Below are 22,400 nucleotides of genomic sequence, written 5' to 3' on the forward strand. Positions count from 1 at the left end.
ATTATGAAACTAAGTTCACTTACTAATCAGGACTGCAGCAAAGCTGCGGTCCTTTTTAATAGCAAAAAAAGAATTCTTGAATATATCAGCGAACTGGCTCACCAGCAGCTTCCTCATTTATCTCAACAAGATATCCTAAATGCTTTACTCAACCGAGAGAAGCTAGGTAGCACCGGTATTGGCCGAGGTATTGCTATTCCACATGGCCGAATGAGTGGCGCCGATGAACCTCAGGCGTTTGTCATAGTGAGTGAATCCCCAATCAATTTTGATGCAATTGATAATCGCCCTGTTGACATTTTCGTAGCACTCATCGTACCAGATGGTGACTCTCAGCTTCATCTAAAGACCTTATCAACAATTGCTGATAGACTTAAAGATAAAGAGTTTTGTAAACAGCTGCGTAGCGCTACTACCGATCAGCAACTGTTTCAGGTTATATCAGCAGAGGCATAAATGGAATTAATCATTATCAGCGGTCGCTCAGGCTCAGGTAAATCGGTCGCTTTACGAGTACTTGAAGACTTAGGTTATTATTGCGTTGATAATATTCCAGTCAATTTACTGCCTTCGCTCGTGCGTAGCGTATCAGATAACTACGATAAAATAGCGGTCAGTATTGATGTGCGTAACCTTCCAAAAGAGCAGCAAGAATTTAATGATATTCTTGAGTACCTGCCAGGTTTCGCAAATCCAACACTTTTTTACTTAGACAGTGATGACCAAACCCTGATAAAACGCTTTTCAGAGACTCGTCGTTTACACCCATTATCCATTGATTCTTTGCCACTTGATCTGGCTATTAAACAAGAAAAAGTCTTACTCGATGTGTTGATCACTCGTGCTGATTTTATGATTGATACCACAGATCTCAGTGTTCATCAGTTAGCAGAATCAATTCGCGAAAAGATTTTGGGTAAAAAGGATAAAAAACTGATTATCACTTTTATGTCTTTCGGCTTTAAACACGGTATTCCAAAAGAAGCTGATTACGTATTTGATGCACGTTTTTTACCTAACCCACACTGGGAACCTGATTTAAAGCCGCTAACGGGTCTAGATCAACCAGTAAAAGATTACTTAGCTAGCCACAGCATAGTGCAAAAGTTCACATGGCAAATTCAAACATTTGTACAAACATGGCTACCACACTTAGAGCGTAACAACCGAAGTTACCTTACCATTGCCATTGGTTGTACTGGTGGCCAACATCGCTCTGTTTACTTAGCGCAAACAATTGGTGAGAGTTTTGCTAAAAGCCATGACAATGTAAAAATTCGCCACCGTGAACAAGACATTTAATTAGGCACTATTATAATGCGCGCTGAAGATACCTTTTTAATTCAAAACAAACTCGGCTTACATGCTCGCGCAGCCACTGTTTTAGCCCAATTAGCAGTACAATTTGATGCTAAAATTACGCTTTATCAAGACGATAAAGAAGCTGAAGGTGACAGCGTATTGGCGTTAATGCTACTTGAAAGCAGTCAAGGTAAAGAAGTTAGAGTCGTTTGTGAAGGCCCTGATGCTGATGCAGCATTAACTGCAATCGGTGAATTAATCGCACAGCGCTTTCACGAGCAAGAATAGCATTTGCTAAGCCTTCAAGATTTACGGTAAACTTAATTAGGATATTTGAAATTCCTTTTAAATATCCTACTTTTATATCGCTCGCTTTTCTAAGTTGCAAAACTCTTAATAAATTTATCACAGTGCGACGATATCTCTGCAAATACACCACAAAGCAACTATGCTGTATTTGCTCAGCCTATATAAACTTTTTTCAGTTGTAAGGACGCCAATGCCAGAAGCCTTTGAACAAGATTACCCACTACAACAACTCAAACAAGTGACCAAGTCACTCAATAGTGGTCAATTTGTTCAAGTGCGCGGTATGTTAGCCAAAACGGCGCCTTGTGATACAGCCCTTTTACTTGAGTCTTCTCCCCATAAAATTCGTCGTATGCTTTGGCAGCTGGTTGATCCAGATGTGCGTGGTGATGTTCTAGAAGAACTGTCTGAAGATGTACGTCTTGGTATTATTGCGCAGATGGAACCTGAGCACATTGCTGCCGCCACCGAGGACATGGACGACGATGACTTAGGTGAGGTTTTACGTAGCCTTCCTGATACCGTATATCAAGACGTAGTTAGTGCAATGGACTCGCAAGATAGAGAAAGGGCTACTCAGGCACTTTCTTATCAAGAGCGCTCTGCCGGTGCCTTGATGAACAGCGATACGGTAACAATTCGCCCAGATGTTACTTTAGATGTAGTGCTACGCTATTTACGCCTACGAGGTGAGCTACCAGAAGGCACTGATGACTTATACGTTGTTGATAAGCATAACTGCTTCCTAGGAGCACTTTCGTTAACTACACTGCTGACAAGCCCATCTGATAAAATTGTTCGCGATTTAATGGATGAAGATTGTGAGTCTATACTTATTTCAATGGATGAAAGTGATGTAGCACAACTTTTCGAACGTCATAACTGGATTTCAGCCCCGGTTGTTGATGACAACGCACACTTGCTAGGTCGTATTACCATCGATGATATCGTTGACGTAATCCGCGAAGATGCTGAACATAGCATGCTAAGCCTCGCTGGTCTTGATGACGAAGAAGATACCTTTGCGCCAGTGCTAAAAAGTTCGCAACGTCGCTCTATTTGGCTTGGAGTTAACTTATTAACCGCATTGCTAGCGGCAATTGTGGCAAGCTTTTTTGAAAATACCTTAGCAATTTTGCCTATTTTGGCAGTACTCAATGGTATCGTACCTTCAATGGGTGGCGTTGCAGGCAGTCAAACTTTAACACTGGTTATTCGTGGTATAGCCGTTGGCCATATTAATCAAACTAACCAACGCTTCTTATTACTCAAGGAATTAGCGATTGGCGCACTGAATGGCGTTATTTGGTCGATATTAATTGCCGGTGTTGTTGCCCTATGGCAATGGGACTTTAAGCTCGGTGCAGTATTAGCCTTTGCAATGTTTATGAACCTGGTTGCTGCAGGTATTGCGGGTGCAAGCATTCCATTAATTCTCAAGAAAATGAAAATTGACCCTGCCCTCGCTGGCAGTGTGGTACTAACAACCGTTACCGATATTGTCGGTATCTTTGCCTTCTTAGGTACTGCAACGTGGTTATTAATCTAATCTGAAAACGGCCCTTTAAGGGCCGTATTTATTTCTATTTACTTGCACGCTGCTTATTTTTACCAACTCTTGGTTTAGTATTGGCCTTTTTAAACTGGCTAAAACCGGTATGACGCGTCAGTGCCGCGCGGCCTTTACCACCCTTCCCTTTAGCTGCTTTCTCGTTGCGACCTTCTTCCGGTACCAAACAGTTTGGCCCCTTACCGATTAGATTCGCTTTGCCCATTTTTCTTAGCGCTTCACGGATCATCGGCCAACCAGCAGGATCATGGTAACGTAAAATCGCTTTGTGTAAACGACGCTGGCGGGCGCCTTTTGGTACAGGCACTTGCTCAGTGTTATTTTTAATATTGCGTAACGAGTTCATCTCAGTATGATAAATCGTCGTTGCGTTGGCCATTGGCGACGGATAAAAGTTTTGTACTTGATCAAGCTTAAAGTCATTACTCTTTAACCAAAGCGCCATATTAACCATGTCTTCGTCTTTAGTTCCTGGGTGAGCAGAAATAAAGTACGGGATCAGATACTGCTTTTTACCTGCTTCTTTTGAGTATTTATCAAATAGCTCTTTAAACTTATCATAAGCACCCATACCCGGCTTCATCATCTTAGATAATGGGCCATCTTCGGTATGCTCAGGGGCAATTTTTAAATACCCGCCTACGTGATGGGTAACCAGCTCTTTTACATAGCGTGGATCTTCAACTGCTAAGTCATAGCGTACGCCTGAAGCAATTAAGATTTTCTTCACACCCTTCACATCTCGGGCTTTTTTATAAAGCTCAATGGTTGGCGTGTGATCCGTGTCCATATGCTTACAAATATCAGGATAAACGCATGATAAACGACGGCAAGTACTCTCTGCTTTTTTACTCTTACAGCGCAACTTATACATATTCGCAGTCGGTCCACCTAAGTCAGAAATAACCCCAGTAAAGCCCGGTACCTTGTCACGAATTTGTTCAATTTCATCAATAATTGATTGCTCTGAACGGCTTTGAATAATACGCCCTTCGTGCTCTGTGATCGAACAGAAAGAACAACCACCAAAGCAGCCACGCATAATGTTCACTGAGGTTTTAATCATTTCATACGCAGGGATTTTGTCATCACCATAACTTGGGTGCGGAATACGTTGGTATGGCAAACCAAATACACCATCCATTTCTTCTGTTTCTAGTGGAAATGCTGGCGGATTTACCCAAATAGAACGGTCGCCATGACGTTGAAATAACGCACGTGCACAGCCTGGATTTGTTTCTTGGTGCAAAATACGCGACGCATGGGCATAAAGCGGCTTATTCACACTCACTTGCTCAAACGCTGGCAGTTTAACGTAGGTCTTTTCCCATGGTTTAGGACGTGCAGGCTGAACAGTTATTGGTTTGGCTGCTTCAGCACTTAGATCAATACCCGCTTTTTTAAACTCGGATTTACTACAACCTACATCATCTGCGCCATACGGGTTTGGAATTGGATCAATCTTACCGATTTTATCGATAGCTGTAGAGTCACTACCACGCCAACCCGGCAATGGTTCCTTACGAATTACCGCGGTACCACGTATATCTTGAATTGTCTCGACCGACTCACCTGCGGCAATACGGTGAGCCACTTCAACAAGTGGACGCTCAGCATTACCGTAAATTAAAATGTCGGCTTTGGCATCAAACAGAACACTTCGGCGTACTTTTTCTTGCCAGTAATCATAATGAGCAATACGACGTAAACTCGCCTCAATACCACCGATGATCAGCGGCACATCTTTATAAGCTTCGCGACAACGTTGGCTATATACAACCACCGCACGGTCAGGGCGTTTACCACCTATGTTACCTGGCGTGTATGCATCATCATGACGCATACGCTTTTCAGCGGTATAACGGTTGATCATCGAGTCCATATTACCCGCCGTAACACCAAAGAATAAGTTAGGCTTGCCTAACGCCATAAAGGCATCTTTCGAGTTCCAGTCAGGCTGCGCAATAATACCAACGCGAAAACCCTGCGATTCAAGCATGCGGCCAATCACAGCCATACCGAAACTTGGGTGATCAACATATGCATCACCACTGACAATGATCACGTCACAGCTATCCCAGCCTAACGCGTCCATTTCTGCACGAGTGGTCGGTAAGAATGGCGCCGTGCCATAGCATTCAGCCCAATACTTAGGGTAAGAAAACAGGCCTCGCTCGGCTTTTAATGCGCTCATAAAGTGTACTCTGCTAACAAAAGGGGCGAATTATACCCCACTCTTATGCATTATTATAGAAAACAAAACGCCCTTCACGTGGAAGGGCGCTGTTTAATTCATATGCACTTACTGTAACTAGCTATTGCTTAGCTTGCAGGTAGGTAATTAACTCTTTTTCTGGCATAGGCTTAGCGTACATGAAGCCTTGCACTTCATCACAGCCAAGCTGGGCTAAATAATCTGCTTGCGCTTGTGTTTCGACCCCTTCTGCAATAGTTTTTAAGCCTAACCTTGCACCAAGAGAAATAATTAACGCTGCAATCGCCTGACAATCTTGACCTGGTAAATCTTTAATAAAAGCACGATCAATTTTAAGTCTATCAAGCGGCAATTTTTGCAAATAACTCAACGACGAGAACCCTGTACCAAAGTCATCAATCGCAATCTCAATGCCAAACTCTTTAAGCTCTTTTAATGTCGTGATCACATTAGCTAGTTCATCCATAACCACACTTTCGGTTACTTCAAGTTCGATAAACTGCGGCTCTACATTGTATTTTGTTAAAGTGTCTTTAACTTGCTGTGCATAGCCTTTAACTTTAAATTGTGGCACCGACACATTCACAGCAATACTTATTGAAAAGCCTAATGCTTCTAAGCGCTTTTGCTGCAAACATGCTTGCTCTAGCACCCACTGGCCTATATCAACAATTAAGCCTGCATCTTCAGCCATAGGAACGAAAATCGCCGGTGAAATATACTGACCATTACCCGAAGGCCAACGAAGCAGCGCTTCGCAGCCAATAATCTCAAGGGTATTTAAATCAAGTTGCGGCTGAAACCAAACCTCTAATTTACGTTGTTCGAAATCTTGGCGAAGTTGTCTGATGATACCTAAACGCCACGCCATTTTCTCTTCCATATCTGGGGTATAAGTCACCACCATTTCAGAAGATTGTTTTTTAGCTTGGTTAAGAGCAATGTATCCCAGTTTTAATGTCTCAATTCCCGCTTTTTGAAAGTCACCTTGATAACATAAACCGATGTTAAAATTGATTGGCAAAATGTGTTCGCCCGCATTAAAAGGCAAACTTAAATGCTCGCGAAGTAGCTCAACATCACACTCATTAACTGGTAACAATAGACCGAACACATCTGCACCAATACGTGAGAGCAACTCAGCATTAGGGTACTCTTGTTGTAACCTATCGACAATTGCGTTCAGTAATAAGTTACCGATCTCTTGACCTAAGCCGTTATTAATATCAGAGAATTGCGCAACATCAATTAATAAAAATACAAAATCACTTTTACCCGGTTGATAGTAACGCTCAACTTTATTCATGAAATCATTACGATTCGATAAGCCAGTTAAAATATCTTTATATGCAGCATCGCGTAAACGGTTGAACAATCTAACATTATCAAGACCAACACTGACATTAGTCAGGAATATCTCGGCAAATTGTAATTGCGAAGGACTTGGCGTGTGCTCGGTTTCTAAGTAAATAGCTGCTTGGCGATTTTTACTTTTGAGTAAGTATGTACTGTCAATATCCGTATGTTGATGTTCACCTTGCGCCAAGCAATTATTCACTTGCATGATGATACGACCATCATCAAGTTGCTCAACACCTTGACCTATAAAATCATTGTATTGAGCGCAACCGCCTAAAACATAAACCTGATTATCATCTTCGATTGAACCACACAGTAAGCCTTGCGGTTCACAATCCAAAATAATTGAAAGCTGTTTGATAACCGCCATCGAAAAAGCTTTGATATCGGTAAAACCAAGAATGGCTTTTGATGCATACAAAATATTATTTAAAGCGCGGCTTTGAAATTCTAGCTGACAAACTTGCTCATATGAGCGAATAGCAGTAACAAGTGCAGTAATAAGCTTACTGCGTGTTAGTTCTGTTTTGGTTTTATAGTCGTTTATATCGTATTCGCGGATAACCTTTTCTTCAGGTGCATAACCTGGTTGTCCGGTTCGTAAAATAATTCGCACGTTGTGATTTTTGAGGCATTCTCTAACTTGCTTTACAACTTTTAAGCCAGCATCATCTGACTCCATGACTACATCAAGTAAAATCACCGAAATCGAATGGTCATTTTTAAGTAATTCGAGTGCTTCTGCACCTGAATAGGCATGGTGGAACCGCAAGCCTTTGTCCCAGAACTCAACCCCTGAAAGAGCAAGCTTAGTCACTGAATGTATTTCTGGATCATCATCGACAATTAATACGTCCCAAAAATCAGAGACAGTTTCATCCACTAACTGTTCGTCATCTTGGTCACTAAACAAAAAGTCGTTACTCTCTGATGCCATTAATAATTCCTTAGAGTGATGCCCATAATACTGTAACCATGGTTCCACTCCATTTTACAGCGACGCTCAAAATTCTATCACTTATTTAACTATGATACATTAGTGATAGCTTATATAGTATCAAACAGATTATAGTCTATGTTACGTATAATGTTATGAAAGTTATAAAACAATTGCCTGAGGTGAGACTATTAAAATACTCATTTTTACCCTAAAAGCGATTTTTATCGGCATTCTGATCTCACTTGTCATTGGACTGATGCTTTCACCGCAATATACAGTTCACAAGTCAATTAAAGTGAACGCAAGCAGCGCCGAGATTGCGAGTCTTGTTGGCGACTTTAGTCAATGGCCAAAGTGGCAACCATGGCAGGCAGTGGACCCGAGCATTAAATTTATCATTGCTGAGCCAAGTCAGGGCGTTGGTGCACATCAATTTTGGCAAAGTCGCTTTGGCGAAGGTGAAATGACCATCACCCAACTCGACAATACTCAGCTTTCATTTAATATATTATTTAATAAAGAACACATTACCCAAGGCACTATCCGCTATTTACCTGAAGGCGATAACGTTAATATTGAGTGTTCACTAAATGGTGAGGTTAATACCCCAATTATTGGTGGCTACCTTGCTTTATTAAGCCAGTATATTCTCAATAACACAGTAAAGCTGGCGCTCAATAACATCAAAACCCATGCGCAGTTAGCAACAAAAGACAAGGCGATTGCTACCGATGACAGTGAAAGCAGCTCAAGCGAGAGTTAATCTTGCTAATATCATAGAAAATCAGCTCGGCTATCCAATTCATAAAGCCCCATCGGCTAGGATTAACCATGCTGATAATGACAGCTACTCAGCACAAGGTCAGCAACAGCTAGCCTATCAAATAAGAGCTCAAGCCAGCCTTTTAGAGCGCGCCCAAACTCGCCAAGAAATTCAATTTATAAAGCGCCAAGAAAATATCGAAACCATTATGTCGATGGCCATGGCTTTTTGCCCGGATGTTACTGGTCAACAACAGCCCGATTTTGATTGGATAGAGCGTTTTATTAGTTTATGTGAAGACACTGCGAACTCATCAATGCAGAAACTGTGGGCGAAAATACTAGCTGGTGAAACAGTCTCACCGGGTACCTTTTCAATTAAAAGCCTGCAAACACTTAAACACATGACTCAGCGAGAAGCTGATGCCCTTCAACGCTGTACATCACTGTGTGGCTTTAATGAAAAAGACAACAGCCACTTAATTTTACTCGGCTTTTATAAAAAACCATCGCTGTTTGATTTGCTCAGAAAGGGTAACAAAGTGTCATTTAACTTAGGAAAAACTCCCGTTAGCTTTCCTGATATTCTTACCTTAATGGATATTAACTTACTATACCGAAAAGAAATCGAATCAGCCGTTTTAAAAGCTGGCCAAGAACTAATACTGAGCTTTATGAATCAACGCTTGGTTCTAATAGCGAAAAGTAATGACTTGGTACTCAGTTATTATAAGTTTACTCAAACAGGTGATGAGTTACGAAAGCTAATTGCATCGCCAATAAACAAAGCTTATAAGCAAATATTATCAACAGCATTAGAAGATGAATTTGAAGTAAGCTGGCAAGCTTTAAAATAAAGCAGCCAGCTTAGTATAAATCGAATGGCTCGATTAGAAGTGGATTTGAATACCCGCAAATGGGCCTGATGCATCTAAGTCTGTGTAGATATCATCAATATCATCAAGCTCTAATGTCATTGAGCGGTAGCCCGCTTTAATATCCATATCAATTGCTAAGTTATCAAGTAAAGCGTATGCAATGCCCGCCTGATAGTCTTGAATTTTGCTATCGTCAATAGCTAGTAAACTACCTTCAAAGAATACGCTTAAACCCGTTAATGGTAAGCCAACTTCAGCACGGCCATAAACTAAAGGTACGAAACCAGAGAAATCAACTCGCTCAGTCGTGTTTTGGCCACCATCTTGCGATGTACCCGTTACCGTAATTTCACCGTCGAATTGTTTCGCATTCACACCTAAATCAATAGAAACTAAATCATTATCAAAGATTTCGTAATAGAGAATATAGTCGATGTGTGATAAATCGCTGACAGTGCCTACTTGCGTACCTACAACGTAATCTGAACCACCAAAGCTAAAGGTTTCATCTAGGGTGGTATCACCATTTAACTCAAGCTCAGTGTATTTTAGTTTAATGTTTGGTACTAACGGCACTGGGTGCTCAAGCGCTGCGTAGTAGCTCGTAAACGTTTCATCATCAAATTTAAAGCTTTGTAAGTTTCCGTCTTGAGCAAAGCTACCGCTATTATCTGATTGCCAGCCATCAACACCTAAGTATAAACCTAATAATGTATCAGCTTGCGCTGTTGGGGCTAAACAAGCCATTGAAAGGGCTGCTGCTAAACAGTACTTTTTCATCATTTTATCCTTGCGCTAAAAGTTCGCTAAGTTCAATTAGAGCCGCATTGGCTCGAGAAATATAATTCGCCATGACCAATGAGTGGTTAGCTACAAAACCAAAGCCACTGCCATTTAAAATCATTGGGCTCCACACTGTTTCTTGTGTGGCCTCTAATTCACGAATAATTTGTTGCAGACTAACACGAGCATTTTTCTTTTCTAATACATCAGCAAAATCATATTCAACCGCTTGTAAAAAGTGCAGTAATGCCCACGTTGCACCACGAGATTCATAAAACACATCATCAATTTGCCACCAAGATGTTTTCACTTGGTTTTGCAAAGGTGTATAAGTTGCTTGATGAGCTGCAGTGTCGCCAGCTAAATCTGTATTCAAACGGTCTTGACCAACACTCGCACTTAATCGCTGACTTAAGCTGCCAAGTCGCTTTTCAGCTTCTTTTAACCAGCTGCGTAAATTATCAGCACGGGCATAAAACTGGCTATCACGATCGTTCTGATCCGCTATTTGAGTACGGTACACTACCAATAAATCAATGCCCTTTTGATACTCTGTTTCAGCACTCGGCCATGCCCATGCAACAGAGCTAATGTTAAACTGTGGCTGGGCTTTTTTTAGAGCTTCATGCTCAGTAGATTGCGATTGTGAACGGCTGAAGTCTTTACGCATAGACAACACTAAATCACGGGTCATCTCAAGTGCGCCGTATTCCCAGGCAGGCATATTATCCATCATCACACTAGGTGGCATCATATCATTTGATAAATAACCACCAGGCTTATTTAACAATGTACTTGCAACATCAATCAGTGTTGACGTTGTTGTGTAGCCAGTGACAAACTTTTCGCCACGCAGTTGCGCTTCTTGTTTTGCCTTGCTAACAACATCCATGCGATCCGGCTCACTACTCCAGTAAACAGCAATCGCGTAAAAAATAATTAATACAATAAGTAATGCACTGGCTATTTTTCCTTTATGCTCAGACATAATACCTCCTAGTGATGTGAGTGCTCTTTACTTTTTTGTGCTGCCTGTTCAGACATTTCTTGTAAAGACACAACTTTGGCTTGGGTGAAAACTCGATTGCCATCATTAAAATATAGCGTGAGTTTACGCTCTTGCCCTGCTTTTAGTTGATCTTCAGGTTCAAACACCATTAAGTGATAACCACCTGGTTTAAACTCAACACTGCTATGACCATCGATCTTTAATGATAAAACCTGCTCCATTTTCATCATGCCATCAACATGGGTATGCTGATGGATTTCAACACGTCCTAAACCATCCAGTTCCGCTTTAGTTAGTACTGTTGCATGCTCACTTGGGTTGGTAATAGTTAAATAAGCAACACTTGCTTTACTGGCTGGTAAAAACTCACGTACCTGCGCGTTGCTTACGGTTACTTCAGCAACATCGTTATGGTCATGGCCACTATGGGCAAATGAAAAGGTACTCGTGATTAAACTTGCGGTAAGAAAAGAGAGTGCGGGCCATAGTTTCATTATGTTTTAATCCTTGTTAAGACATTAACTTACCCGCTAAATTTAGCATATTTTATGTATTAAGGCAGTTTAATAGTACCTTAAGCTGGTGATTTTTTGTTATCGGCGATCAACCAACACAATGCTGCGATCAATAAAAGAGGCCATGCAATCATTACTGAGCCAAATAAAAACGCAAGCACAACACCAATCAGAGCAACAACACCTGCGCCAAGTAGACCAATAGTGAATAGCGCAACACCAGCAACGACAGCAATCACAGCTACAATTGCTCCGATGACCTCAAGGCCAGCCCAACTCATATCAGCAATTGATAAGGGCAACTGCCATGAGTCAAACGATACAAATGAAACTACATCAGTGCATAGTAGTAACATTGCTAGAACGATGATAGCTAACGTTTTCATGATCGACTCCTAGTAGCCTTTTACTGGTAAAGTGCAATGAGCCACTAAGTAACCCACGCCAATTAACAGCGGCATTTGAATAAGTAGTATGATCATTACCAAACGGGTTGACCACACAGGGAAGCCTAAGCGTGCAGCGAGTCCGCTACACACACCCGAGATCTTTTTGTTACTCAGATCACGGTACCAACGTGTCGATGTGTGATAAGTATTCATCATAAACCTCCTAAGCCGACTGCTTCATCGTTGCTTTTAAATCAGCAAGCTGTTTTTCGATTGCTTCATCTTTCTCAAGGGCAGCGATTTGCGCTGCTGTTGAATTTGCGGCATCACTTTGCGTAAGTTCATACGCTTCAACTTGTGACTCAATGTTTTCAACGCGCTGCTCTAAGTAGTCAAAACGTGCTAATGCATCTTCAACTTTACTGCTATGCAGCTGCTCTTTAACCTTTAAACGTGCTGTAACAACACGTTCTTTTTGCATGTAAGTCAGCTGTTTGGCTTTTGCATCCGCAAGCTTGTTTTGTAAACGCTGGCAGTCTTCTGTCAATTTTGCGAGTGACTCAGCAACTTTATCCATTTCAGCTTGTTGCGCTTCGATTTCTGTCGTTAAACGCTGCTTTTCAACTAACGCAGCTTTGGCAAGATCATCACGATCTTTACTTAGTGCTTTTTCTGCTTTAGCTTGCCAGTCAGCTACTTTCGCTTGTTTAGCTGCGATTTCGCGCTTCATTTGCTTTTCTTGCGTTAAAAATGTCGCAGCGGTTGCACGGCATTCAGTCAGTGCATCCTGCATTTCTTGCACGAGTAGATTAAGTAACTTTTCAGGATCTTCAGCTTTATCTAATGCTGCAGAAAGGTTTGCCTGAATAATGTCATTTACGCGATTTAATACACCCATGTGACTCTCCTGTTGATTATTGGGTTAATACAGCTAGGAGATTCCAATTCTTGTGCCAACTAACGAATAAACAAAATTTATTATTTAAATACAATCAGTTGAAGTGGATTTATTGAGATTTTGGCTGACTAGTGACTGAATGAAAAATAACTAATTTGACTAAAAAATTAACTTTTTCACTAAATTTTAGGATCAAAAAAAGCCACGAAATGTGGCTTTTTAATAGGATATTTGATTAGGCTTCTGGGACAAAACTCAAGGCTTTATCCATAACAGATAAATCAGCCGCTTTACCATGACCCTTTTCTGAAAGGTGGCGTCTAAAACCACGCGCCCCAGGTTGGCCTTGGAAAATCCCCAACATGTGGCGAGCAATATGCCAAAAGTTAGCGCCTTTACTCATTTCATCTTCAATGTAGTCATACATTGCACGCACAACCTGATGGCGACTCAGTGTAAAGGCTTCATCACCATAAATATTTTCGTCTACTTCAGACAAAATAAACGGATTACTATACGCCTCACGGCCAATCATGATGCCATCAACATACTCAAGGTGCGCCACACTATCAGCAATCGTTTTCACGCCACCATTCAAGCTTAGGTGTAGTTGCGGGTAATCTTTTTTCAGCTGATAAACGCGAGGATAATCAAGAGGTGGGATCTCACGATTTTCTTTTGGGCTTAAGCCATTTAGCCATGCCTTACGCGCATGAATAATAAAGTCATCACAACCAACATCATGACTTGCTTCTATTAAGGCACATAAAAACTCATACGAATCTTGCTCATCAATACCAATACGAGTTTTAACCGTAACAGGAATAGTCACTTCGGCCTTCATTGCAGCAACGCAGTCAGCAACCAGTTTAGGCTCAGCCATTAAACAAGCACCAAAACGACCATTTTGCACGCGATCAGACGGACAGCCCACATTTAAATTAACTTCATGATAGCCGCGCTCTGCCGCTAATTTTGCACACTTAGCCAAAGCTTCAGGATCTGATCCACCAAGTTGCAATGCGACTGGCCCTTCATGCTCATTAAAGTGTAAGTAATCGCCTTTACCAAATAAAATAGCGCCTGTTGTCACCATCTCAGTGTAAAGCACAGCGTGCTTAGTCATTTTACGGTGAAAGGTTCGACAGTGACGATCAGTCCAATCTAACATGGGTGCCACGGAAAAACGGCGGTTTAATGTCGTTGTGCTCATAACATGGCCCCTTTTAAGATCAATGCATTTACTTGCAACTTAAATTACCTAATACGATGAACGCTAAAAATAGCGATGACACATACCCCATTGGTATGCACCGAAATGAAAAATTGCAGCCATTATACCACCGAAGCAAGCTCACGGCATGGCTTAATCAAAGATCAGATGATGAAAAGAGGTGAAGAAGTGTACTGCAAACTCACTTCTTTGATGAATAAGCAAAAATGGAAAAGTTACATCTTCACTTCATTTAGAAGATGCTCAAGGTTTTGTCCTGTAAGCTCCAATACCGTGATTTCAAGCTCTTTGTAGTCTTCGTTTTTCAGGTTAACGAGCTTAGCACCCACTGCAATTCGCGCTACTTTCTCAACAGGATCCATTTCTACAATTTCAATTGATGCGCGCGTATCATGATCTTTTGATTGCACATAATATTCACTAAAGAAGGTACCATCAGCACGTACATTTGGATTACTGTCAGACACAGACTGCAGAAGCGTGCCTTTCTTTAAATCACTTTTACGAAGTGAGAAGCTGTATTCCGCCACATTGGCATGACCAACAATCACGGTTACTGCGCTTTCACCATTAATTTTAAAATCATGATCTGTTACTTCGATGACTTTTAGCTTACCACTATCATAGGTCGGCTCCATGCAAGCACCTAAACTAAAAATCAGAAAAACAGATAAGACGACATTTTTGATTAGCATTCTTTGTTCCTTAAATTTTATATTGCCTTCTTTAAAGTTAGATAAAAGAAGGCAATTATTCAAAGTTTAAATCACTGAAAATGCACTTTAAATTAAAACTAGCCGACAACACTTAAACCAAAGTAGTGAGCAATACCGCCTAAAATATTAGTAACCGCCACTGACGATAAAATTAAGCCCATCACCCGGCTAATGATACTCGCGCCACTATCACCAATTAACTTATGAACATGTGTAGCAAGCAGTAATAAAACCAGCACGATTACTAATACAGAAAGCATGATCGATGAGGTTATAAGTTGCTCATACCAAGTGTATTCGGTATTTCGGGTCATCAATACCGCACCTAGCATGGCACCTGGGCTGGCAATTGAAGGTATCGCCAATGGGAAAATAGCGGTTTCTGTGCTATCTCGAACGCTTTTGATCTCTGTTTCTGGTTTACTTTCACCGAATATCATCAATAAAGCAAAAAGTAATAAAACAATACCTCCGGCAATCTGAAACGCCGAAAGCGGAATATTTATCGCGTCTAAAAGTAACTCACCAGCCACAACGAAAAACAATAAAACCAGTGCCGAAACACCAACAGCTTTTAACGCAACTTTGCGCTTAAATTTAGCATCATCCCAGCGTGTAACTGCAATAAAAACGGGCACAGTGCCGATCGGATCAATGACGGCAAAAAAGAAAATGAACGCAGCTAACAATTCATTCATTAAGAAAACTCCCTTGAAACGTGTTAGCGAATAAAAACACTGCAACTACAATACAGTATGTTAGTATATCACGGTAGCGTAAGGATAAGAGAAGATGAATATAGAATCACTCGTCAGTAAAGCAAAACAAGTATGCGATAATCGTGGTGCACGTTTCACACCTATCCGTGAAAAAGTATTCCGCCTATTAGCTAGTGCGCAGGGTGGTGTCGGTGCTTATGACTTATTAGAACAACTCAAATTAACTGAGTCAGGCGCAAAACCAGCCACTATTTATCGAGCGCTCGATTTCTTATCGGAACTTGGCTTTATTCATAAAATTGAAAGCACCAACTCATTTATGTTGTGCCATCATTTTGATCACATTCACCCTGTACAATTATTAATTTGTGACAGCTGTGGTTATGTAAAAGAATTACATTCAACAGTAATATCTCATGAGCTTAATAACTTAGCTGCAGAAAGTGGATTTATTGTCTCAGGACAAACTATCGAAGCACATGGCAAGTGCGAAAAGTGCAAAGAATAAGTGCGGTGTTTGAAACAACCACTACACTTAAAGTATGATTAATGGCATTTCGAAACCTAAGGGAAATTAAATAATGAATGTGGAGTTCATCAACCCTTTTTTATCATCATTATTAAATGTATTGAGCACCATGGCTCAAACAGAATTAAAGCCGGGCAAACCTAGTTTAAAAAAAGATGAATTAGCCCGTGGCGATGTATCAGGTTTGATTGGTATGGTTGGCCCACAAACTAAAGGTTCACTTTCAATCACCTTTGATGAAAATCTGGCACTAACCATTATGGAAAGAATGCTAGGTGAACGCCCTGATACGGTGAACGAAGAAGTAACAGACATGGTAGGTGAAATTACTAACATGGTGACAGGTGGCGCTAAAAACTTACTCGGCGAAAAAGGCTATGAGTTTGATATGGCTACGCCAGTTGTCGTGTCTGGTAAAGGACATACAATCGCTCATAAATGTGAAGGTGCCAAGGTGTTAATTCCATTCACTTCTGCTGATGGTAACGCCAATATTGAAGTTAGCTTTGATAAACTATGAGCTGGCAGCAAAAAATCATTCAATTGAAGCCTCGTTCGCGAGGCTTTCACATCATTGATGACGAGCTACTTCGTCAACTTCCTGAAATAACGCAATACAAAGTAGGCTTATTACACCTTTTCATTCAGCATACTTCTGCAAGCTTAACTATTAACGAAAATGCAGATCCTACTGTACGAATGGATATGGAAAGTCACTTCAATCATTTTGTGCCAGAACGACAAAGTTATTATCGCCATGATTATGAAGGTGATGATGATCACCCTTACACTTATTTTCCTAATAGCTAACCATACACATTTGACAACTTATGAATGACTACTAAAGTAAGTTATTAAACATTCTCTTACTTTAACAGTTATAAACATGCCTAAAATCTCTTACGAGGTAGTATCAACACAGATAAAACCGTATACGTACAGCAGACCTTTAGTTGGTGTAGATGAAAATGGAGAACTGTTTGTAGAATACTCAAAACATGGCCTCACCCACATTAAAAATGTCGTACTATTATTTCTTGTTGGTAGAGATGAAAGTGGCGTTCTAGTTTCGGAAGAGCCATTGGAACATGCTAACAGGTTTATCCTTTCCCATCATATTGATGATAGAAAAGAAGAATCTGAACAGTACAGCAAAGGGCTTATTCACTTTTTTTCATTTTTAATCACAATGCAAGCGCGTTGGGATACTTGCCATGATGAAGACTTATACGATGAAGCTATCGACCTTCCGAGACCAACTTGGGATAACTTCCCCATTAGAAAATCAGAACGTATCACCTATCAATATCGTAAAGCGCTGTTTGACGCAGTGCTAAATGAACCAGATCAAGATAAAAGGTTAGCTAGGACAACAGCTACAGCTTATATGGGTGCGGTGATTAAGTTCTATAAATTCCATCTTCGAAATGGTTACCCCTTTGTCAATCCCCCCTTTGAGCATGAAGTTATAACTCTACATTTCGAGGCGAATGGCAGGTCGATGAATGGTTATATGTCTAAAGAAATCCACACTACTGATTTACGCTTGAACTTCCCTAAGTCACAAAAAAATGAAGGAGGTTCACTACCATCTGCTAAGCGAGGGCTTAAACCGCTAACAAATAACGAATGGAAAGAGGTAGAAAATATTCTTATCAACACCCGTAGAGTTGTAAAGAATATTGGTGGGGAATTAAAGTCAGCCACTATACCAATAGAGTTCTGTCTGTTATTTCTGATAATTCGCTATTCAGGCATGAGAAAAGAAGAAGCCTCCAGTTTGCACAAAGGGCAAGTAGTTAAGCCTGACTTAACTAAACCCAATACACGGATCGGTATTGGTGGTCAATATGGCTCCCTCACCAAAACTAAAGATGGCGGTAATAAATCCAGACGCACAATAATTAAAAGTTCCATCATGCAGATGCTTTATGAGTACACACGTAGTGATAGATATAAACAGCGATTAGCTAAATTTCAGAAATTATGTCAGACCACCCGAGATAATGGGGAAGATGGTTTTTTTGATGCTGAAGATGGTGTCGACGAAGATAAACACTACCTGTTTATTAGTCAATCGGGCAAGCCTATATTCACAAAGCTTAATGAAATCAATACACGATGGAATGAGATACGCACAACAGTAGAGAAAGTAACAGGCAAAAAGGTAATTGGCACAGTACATAATTTACGGGCTACATTTGGTGTATCGCTCTTTAGAGTTTTATTAAGGGAAATGACTACAGATGAAGCCTTAGCACATGTTTCTGAATGTTTCGGACATGAAGATGAGTCAACCACATTGATGTACCTTACAATCGCTCAAGACTACCCAACGGGGGATGAAATATACGAAGATGTATTGGAGCATCTAAAAGTTTTTGATGAACCTAACGAATTAGATACGCAGTTATCTAACTAAAACCAATAGGTGGGAGATAATTGTATGGTTCGTAATAAAAACAAGCGTAAAACCTTATCTCCAGAACCTAACCTGTTTACAACCAAAGCAAAAGTTCAACAACTTAATATTGAATCTATGGTACTTCCCTATGGAGGGAATTGTCATTTGCTCCGCTTAAAGTACAAGGGATGCCCAACGTTACAATCTCAAGAAGGAAGCCCTCCTTACTTTAGAGAAGGTACGGTACTGGTTGATATGGACCGTGATTCATTCATCCGTGAGCTTTATTTATTGCTCAGTGAAATTAAAAACTCGACTAGCAGACATTATTTTAAAACTATGATCTCCTATATCAGATGGCTAGATGATAATGATTTGAAAGCCATAAATGGTGACTATGTTCACAATGTGTTGACTAATAAATACATGACTTGGTGCGAAGAGCAATGCAGGCTTGGGCAAATGAAAAAATCTGCATGGTCTGTTAGAAGAGGTGGTATCTCATGGTTATTAAAGGCAAAAGGTCGAAAATATGAAGCCGACCAGCTACCTCCTGTAAAACGGCGGAGAGATAGTATAATCCCTCACAGATCCTTAGACTTGACGTCCGAGTTAAAGCCTGTAGTGCAAGCTCTTTTTAAGGCGTACAAAGCTCTTTGTGTGCACTTTAGCGAAAATACACTCCCTGATAGACACCCCTTACTAGATGAGGTGTTATTAAGAAAAGAAGCTGAAAAAAGAGGACTTTCTGGCCATAAGCTAGGGGCACATAAAATTGCTTTTGTAAACGCAATGTCAAGAACACACCCGAATAATCATATCGTCAGAATTGCAATGATGATCTGCTATATGTTCACAGGAATAAATACTACACCACTTGCAAGTCTTAGAATATCTGATGTTACATTTAAAGAGCTGCTAGGTGGTAGGTATATACTGGATTCAATAAAAGGTAGAGCTGCTTGGCAAGAGCAAGATAACTCTCTTGGTTTTAGTAAAAGAGCGAAGGAGTACATCGAAAGCTGGCTCAAGATATCATTGAAGATGGCTAAACATGATCAAAATGCTCCACTATTTCCATATTTCACGAAAAATGGTCGAGTTGATACCTATTCAGGCTCGAACCAAAGCCCTCAAGAAAACGTAAACAGACTGTTAGCTCGCCTCGGGTTGCCTAAGATCACTCCATCTAACTTACGAAAAACTAAATTAGATACGCTATTTCAAGTTACCGAATCCGTATATCTGGTCTCTATGACTGCAAATAATACCCCTGATACGATTAAGCGTAGTTATGTACATGGCCATGAATCAGGACATCAGAAAAATCTAGCTGCATCTATGGATGCAAAATTTAATATGGCTAAAGGAAAAGACATTTCTGAGGCAACCACAGAGGCAAAATTCAACTACGCGAGAGTGTTGGACGATTATGAGTATCAGCGTCTTCGTGAAGGACAGGATAGAAGTCACGAATCACGAACACCAACAGGAATTCGATGCAACGATAATAGGAAAGGCAGTGCGATTATTATCGATAAACTTCTCACACGCGAAGGTATACAGCAAAGCTCTAATGAAATTGCATGTACTGACTTCCTTGCTTGTTGGGATTGTAGTGAACACGCATTTGTAGCCGAAGTTACTGACATTTGGTTGATGCTCTCATTTAAAGAAACTCTACAGCAACTGCAACAAGCCCCCTCAATTAACTCCATGCCTGAGCAAAGATATACAGAGCTGTTTATGAATGTAGAAACTGTTTTAGAGAGATTCAAAGAGAAATCGTTAGAAAATTATCAACAAGCTCAAGAACGAATTAAAGATGCTCCTCACCCACTTTACTCAACTGTTTACAGTTTAAACGACTTATTAGAGGTGTTTTCATGAACATAAAGCACTCTATAAAGTTAGAAAAAGTCCCTATCTTTGATGACGATATTGTGGTCACAAGGTGCGCAGACGGTAGCCCGCTAAGTTACATATATAGCCACTATTGGGATTTCATAGGTATGGAAAAGCATGGAGCGAATGGAAGGTCGGAAATTGTATTCTGTTCAATAGATAGTAGATTCCGTAAAGCTATCCAATCAACAACTTGGTATATATACGAGCGGTATAAAACTAAAAATAAAACAGCACTAACATCTTCTCAAGTACGTAATTTCGTGCGCGGATTACGACATGTTAGTGCGATTATGGATAGTTGTGATTGGTCAGTTTTATCCGATGACAGAGTTTACAAGTCCTTTGAAAGAAAGCTTGGAAAATATATGGAACAAAAGGATCTTTCAACGGCCAGTTTAGATTCCATAATTAGGGCACTAAACCTTTTAAATGGATTCGAGTTATGTCGTAGGGCTATTAATGGAAAGGAGCTACGTCGCAAATTTAGATGTAAACCTGTTGAACAATCTATCGCTATACCAATAACAATGTACCAAGCCATTTTGTCTGATGCTATACATACCGTCGAGGTATATCATGAACACAGACATGAAATTGCTAGGGTAATGAACGACTTCTACGTGATATTAGCAGAAGAAAAAGCCGATACTACAAAGACATCGCATATTGGCGCAGTTTTAAACAGAGCGTACAAGAGGGTAGCGCAAGAAATAAAGCACAATATACCCGACTTCATTATTGATTGTAACGGGAAAGCTTTAGGGAAGATAATGCGGCATTGCTTTTTAGTTACTGCGGCCTTTTCAGGGGCAAGACTAGGGGAAGTGTTAAGCATGTCTAAAGAGAGCTACAGAACAAAGGTAGCTAATGGTATTGAGGTGCCTGTTATTCAAGGGAAAACAACAAAAGGCAATGATGGCATACCTAAAACTGAAACTTGGCAAACTCACCCTGTAGTGAAAAGTGCGTTAGAGCTTGCTTTTGATATGACTGAGAATTTAAGAAGAGATTACAAAATACGTATAAATGCTCAGCTAGCTAACGGCTCGTTAAGCCAAGAAAAACACCAAAAAGCACTAGATCAAATCAACTCCACATTTTTAGCTTTGAAACCAGCATCTGTTAAATCGAAATTCGTGCAAACAGGTTTACCAAGATCATTGACTGAGTTAGTTAGACCTATTGTTGCTCGTCAGGCTGATGTTGATGAATTTAATCGCTTAAATCCATCACGAGTTGGTCAGCTAAAAAAAGGCAGCCCCCTTAATAGGCTTTCACCGCATGATTTTAGACGAACTTTTGCCGTTTTTTTCAAGCGCTATGGATTTGGTTCATCTGCAACTATTAAGTTTCAGTTCAAACACCGCAATATTAACATGTCTAGTTATTACGCTAACAATGCAACTTTACAGGCGATGGAGGATATATTACTAGATGCCGATCTATTAAAAATAATGAATGATGAAGGCATAAGCATGGCTGTGGACATCTTCGATGAAGTGTACAACAAGTCTGAGCATTTAAGCGGAATAGAGGGTGAGCGTATTGCAAAAGATAAATATAAAAAGCTAAAAAATGGGCATGATGTCTATATGACCCGCGCTGAGATAGAGGGGTTGATTCGTAACGGCAGCCTTTCAGTTGTTAAACTTCCAACGGGAGGTTATTGCACCAATGCAACTTGCAGTCGCGTCTGCGGTATTGAGCAATTTTCAGCCGAGAAGAAACCTTGTGATCACCAAATTATCACAGACGCTCAGGCAAAGGTTATTCTTCGTCAGAATAACCGTCTAATCAAAACATTTAGATCATTGAATACAGGTGATCCACTTGAAAACAGTAACTTAATTGCCCTTAAGCAAAAGATTAAACGTAACCAAGTCACACTAGAAAAACACAACTTAAAATTCGAAGTATTTGACGATGAAGTAATAGGTAGCATTGCCACAAAGGAGGTCTAA

The 22,400-nt window shown here is 40.4% G+C and carries 22 protein-coding genes and 1 pseudogene; 12 read left to right on the forward strand and 11 right to left on the reverse strand.

The features are described 5' to 3' along the window. The first annotated feature begins 3 nt into the window (after positions 1–3). From ptsN to mgtE, 4 genes are all read left to right on the forward strand, one after another. Positions 4–456, forward strand: a complete 453-nt coding sequence (gene ptsN / locus L1D46_RS01030; protein ID WP_130049833.1) for a PTS IIA-like nitrogen regulatory protein PtsN — start codon at positions 4–6, stop codon at positions 454–456. Then, positions 457–1,302, forward strand: coding sequence for an RNase adapter RapZ (rapZ, locus tag L1D46_RS01035; protein ID WP_130049834.1), 846 nt, complete (start codon positions 457–459; stop codon positions 1,300–1,302). A 15-nt stretch (positions 1,303–1,317) separates the two neighbouring features. Continuing rightward, the gene (locus L1D46_RS01040) at positions 1,318–1,590 is read left to right on the forward strand and encodes an HPr family phosphocarrier protein (RefSeq protein WP_239976565.1); all 273 of its coding nucleotides are present in this window, start codon (positions 1,318–1,320) and stop codon (positions 1,588–1,590) included. Positions 1,591–1,801: 211 nt separating this feature from the next. After that, on the forward strand, positions 1,802–3,160 hold the full coding sequence (gene mgtE, locus L1D46_RS01045) for a magnesium transporter (RefSeq protein WP_130049836.1): 1,359 nt from the start codon (positions 1,802–1,804) through the stop codon (positions 3,158–3,160). Between the two features lie 34 nt (positions 3,161–3,194). On the opposite strand, the gene L1D46_RS01050 is transcribed toward mgtE, so the two are convergent. After that, on the reverse strand, positions 3,195–5,375 hold the full coding sequence (locus L1D46_RS01050; RefSeq protein WP_167658736.1) for a YgiQ family radical SAM protein: 2,181 nt from the start codon (positions 5,373–5,375) through the stop codon (positions 3,195–3,197). 121 nt (positions 5,376–5,496) lie between these two features. Further along, entirely contained in the window at positions 5,497–7,692 is a 2,196-nt protein-coding gene (locus L1D46_RS01055) for an EAL domain-containing protein (RefSeq protein ID WP_130049838.1), read from the reverse strand. Between the two features lie 259 nt (positions 7,693–7,951). Here L1D46_RS01055 and L1D46_RS01060 point away from each other — a divergent pair, with 259 nt between their 5' ends. Together L1D46_RS01060 and L1D46_RS01065 are read left to right on the forward strand one after the other, a co-directional pair. Continuing rightward, on the forward strand, positions 7,952–8,458 hold the full coding sequence (locus L1D46_RS01060) for an SRPBCC family protein (RefSeq protein ID WP_167658738.1): 507 nt from the start codon (positions 7,952–7,954) through the stop codon (positions 8,456–8,458). After that, positions 8,427–9,314, forward strand: coding sequence for a TIGR03899 family protein (locus L1D46_RS01065; RefSeq protein WP_239976567.1), 888 nt, complete (start codon positions 8,427–8,429; stop codon positions 9,312–9,314). The genes L1D46_RS01060 and L1D46_RS01065 overlap by 32 nt, the downstream gene beginning before the upstream one ends. A gap of 33 nt (positions 9,315–9,347) precedes the next feature. On the opposite strand, the gene L1D46_RS01070 is transcribed toward L1D46_RS01065, so the two are convergent. From L1D46_RS01070 to L1D46_RS01110, 9 genes are all read right to left on the reverse strand, one after another. Then, a complete protein-coding gene (locus L1D46_RS01070; RefSeq protein WP_130052207.1) occupies positions 9,348–10,115 on the reverse strand; it encodes a TIGR04219 family outer membrane beta-barrel protein in 768 nt (255 codons plus the stop codon). A 4-nt stretch (positions 10,116–10,119) separates the two neighbouring features. Beyond that, positions 10,120–11,106 (reverse strand): DUF2333 family protein, encoded by a 987-nt coding sequence (locus tag L1D46_RS01075; protein WP_130049841.1) that lies wholly within the window; start codon positions 11,104–11,106, stop codon positions 10,120–10,122. Positions 11,107–11,114: 8 nt separating this feature from the next. Then, positions 11,115–11,621, reverse strand: a complete 507-nt coding sequence (locus tag L1D46_RS01080) for a copper chaperone PCu(A)C (protein ID WP_130049842.1) — start codon at positions 11,619–11,621, stop codon at positions 11,115–11,117. Positions 11,622–11,701: 80 nt separating this feature from the next. Next, a complete protein-coding gene (locus L1D46_RS01085; protein ID WP_130049843.1) occupies positions 11,702–12,028 on the reverse strand; it encodes a hypothetical protein in 327 nt (108 codons plus the stop codon). A gap of 9 nt (positions 12,029–12,037) precedes the next feature. Beyond that, a complete protein-coding gene (locus L1D46_RS01090; protein ID WP_054554145.1) occupies positions 12,038–12,244 on the reverse strand; it encodes a PspC domain-containing protein in 207 nt (68 codons plus the stop codon). Positions 12,245–12,254: 10 nt separating this feature from the next. Continuing rightward, entirely contained in the window at positions 12,255–12,929 is a 675-nt protein-coding gene (locus L1D46_RS01095; protein WP_130049844.1) for a PspA/IM30 family protein, read from the reverse strand. A gap of 235 nt (positions 12,930–13,164) precedes the next feature. Continuing rightward, positions 13,165–14,142, reverse strand: coding sequence for a tRNA dihydrouridine(20/20a) synthase DusA (gene dusA, locus L1D46_RS01100; protein ID WP_130049845.1), 978 nt, complete (start codon positions 14,140–14,142; stop codon positions 13,165–13,167). 236 nt (positions 14,143–14,378) lie between these two features. Further along, complete coding sequence (locus L1D46_RS01105; RefSeq protein ID WP_239976569.1) at positions 14,379–14,801, reverse strand: hypothetical protein; 423 nt, start codon at positions 14,799–14,801, stop codon at positions 14,379–14,381. A 155-nt stretch (positions 14,802–14,956) separates the two neighbouring features. Continuing rightward, a complete protein-coding gene (locus tag L1D46_RS01110; protein WP_130049847.1) occupies positions 14,957–15,577 on the reverse strand; it encodes a MarC family protein in 621 nt (206 codons plus the stop codon). 94 nt (positions 15,578–15,671) lie between these two features. Between L1D46_RS01110 and L1D46_RS01115 the strand changes: the two genes are divergently transcribed. From L1D46_RS01115 to L1D46_RS01140, 6 genes and pseudogenes are all read left to right on the forward strand, one after another. After that, complete coding sequence (locus L1D46_RS01115) at positions 15,672–16,106, forward strand: transcriptional repressor (protein WP_054554141.1); 435 nt, start codon at positions 15,672–15,674, stop codon at positions 16,104–16,106. Positions 16,107–16,179: 73 nt separating this feature from the next. Next, positions 16,180–16,647 (forward strand): chemotaxis protein CheX, encoded by a 468-nt coding sequence (locus L1D46_RS01120; protein WP_054554140.1) that lies wholly within the window; start codon positions 16,180–16,182, stop codon positions 16,645–16,647. Beyond that, positions 16,644–16,907, forward strand: a pseudogene (locus tag L1D46_RS01125) (secondary thiamine-phosphate synthase enzyme YjbQ); the annotation flags it as partial. The gene L1D46_RS01120 and the pseudogene L1D46_RS01125, both read left to right, overlap by 4 nt. A gap of 106 nt (positions 16,908–17,013) precedes the next feature. Continuing rightward, positions 17,014–18,549, forward strand: coding sequence for a site-specific integrase (locus L1D46_RS01130; protein ID WP_239976571.1), 1,536 nt, complete (start codon positions 17,014–17,016; stop codon positions 18,547–18,549). Positions 18,550–18,573: 24 nt separating this feature from the next. Next, the gene (locus L1D46_RS01135) at positions 18,574–20,421 is read left to right on the forward strand and encodes a hypothetical protein (RefSeq protein WP_239976573.1); all 1,848 of its coding nucleotides are present in this window, start codon (positions 18,574–18,576) and stop codon (positions 20,419–20,421) included. After that, positions 20,418–22,400: a hypothetical protein gene (locus L1D46_RS01140; protein WP_239976575.1), complete on the forward strand. Its 1,983-nt coding sequence runs from the start codon at positions 20,418–20,420 to the stop codon at positions 22,398–22,400. The genes L1D46_RS01135 and L1D46_RS01140 overlap by 4 nt, the downstream gene beginning before the upstream one ends.

The sequence above is a fragment of the Pseudoalteromonas sp. Isolate3 genome (assembly GCF_022398505.1).
Lineage (GTDB): Bacteria > Pseudomonadota > Gammaproteobacteria > Enterobacterales > Alteromonadaceae > Pseudoalteromonas > Pseudoalteromonas apostichopi.